The organism is Frigoribacterium sp. AC759, from assembly GCF_979256015.1.
This window is the reverse complement of sequence record NZ_CEEDMT010000102.1, coordinates 1-267: the sequence shown is the minus strand read 5'-3', so window position 1 is coordinate 267 and position 267 is coordinate 1. Positions and strand designations below refer to the sequence as shown.

Sequence of the window (267 nt, the reverse complement as noted above, 5' to 3'; positions counted from 1 at the left end):
GTTCGGGCGCAATGGCCGGCTGTTCCGGCGGACCGAGGACGAAGCGGACCAGCTGTCCGTCGCGCTCCTCCACAATGCCGGGTACGATCCGCGCAACGCCGCGCGCTTCTGGCGAGAGCATGGCGGCGATGTCGATGGCGGCCTTTTCCGCAGCCGCACGCACGCGTCGAGCAAGGATCGGGCCGCCGCGATCGACGCCGAGGCTGCACGCATCCCGAAGGATGCCGGACGCAACTGGACGCCGCCCCTGCTGGCGACGCGCGACCA

General features: G+C 71.2%; 1 protein-coding gene. It reads left to right on the top strand.

Annotated elements, in window-relative coordinates:
* The coding region (locus ACZ6JE_RS15260) for a M48 family metalloprotease (RefSeq protein WP_464319492.1) at positions 1-267 on the top strand (267 nt) is incomplete at both ends.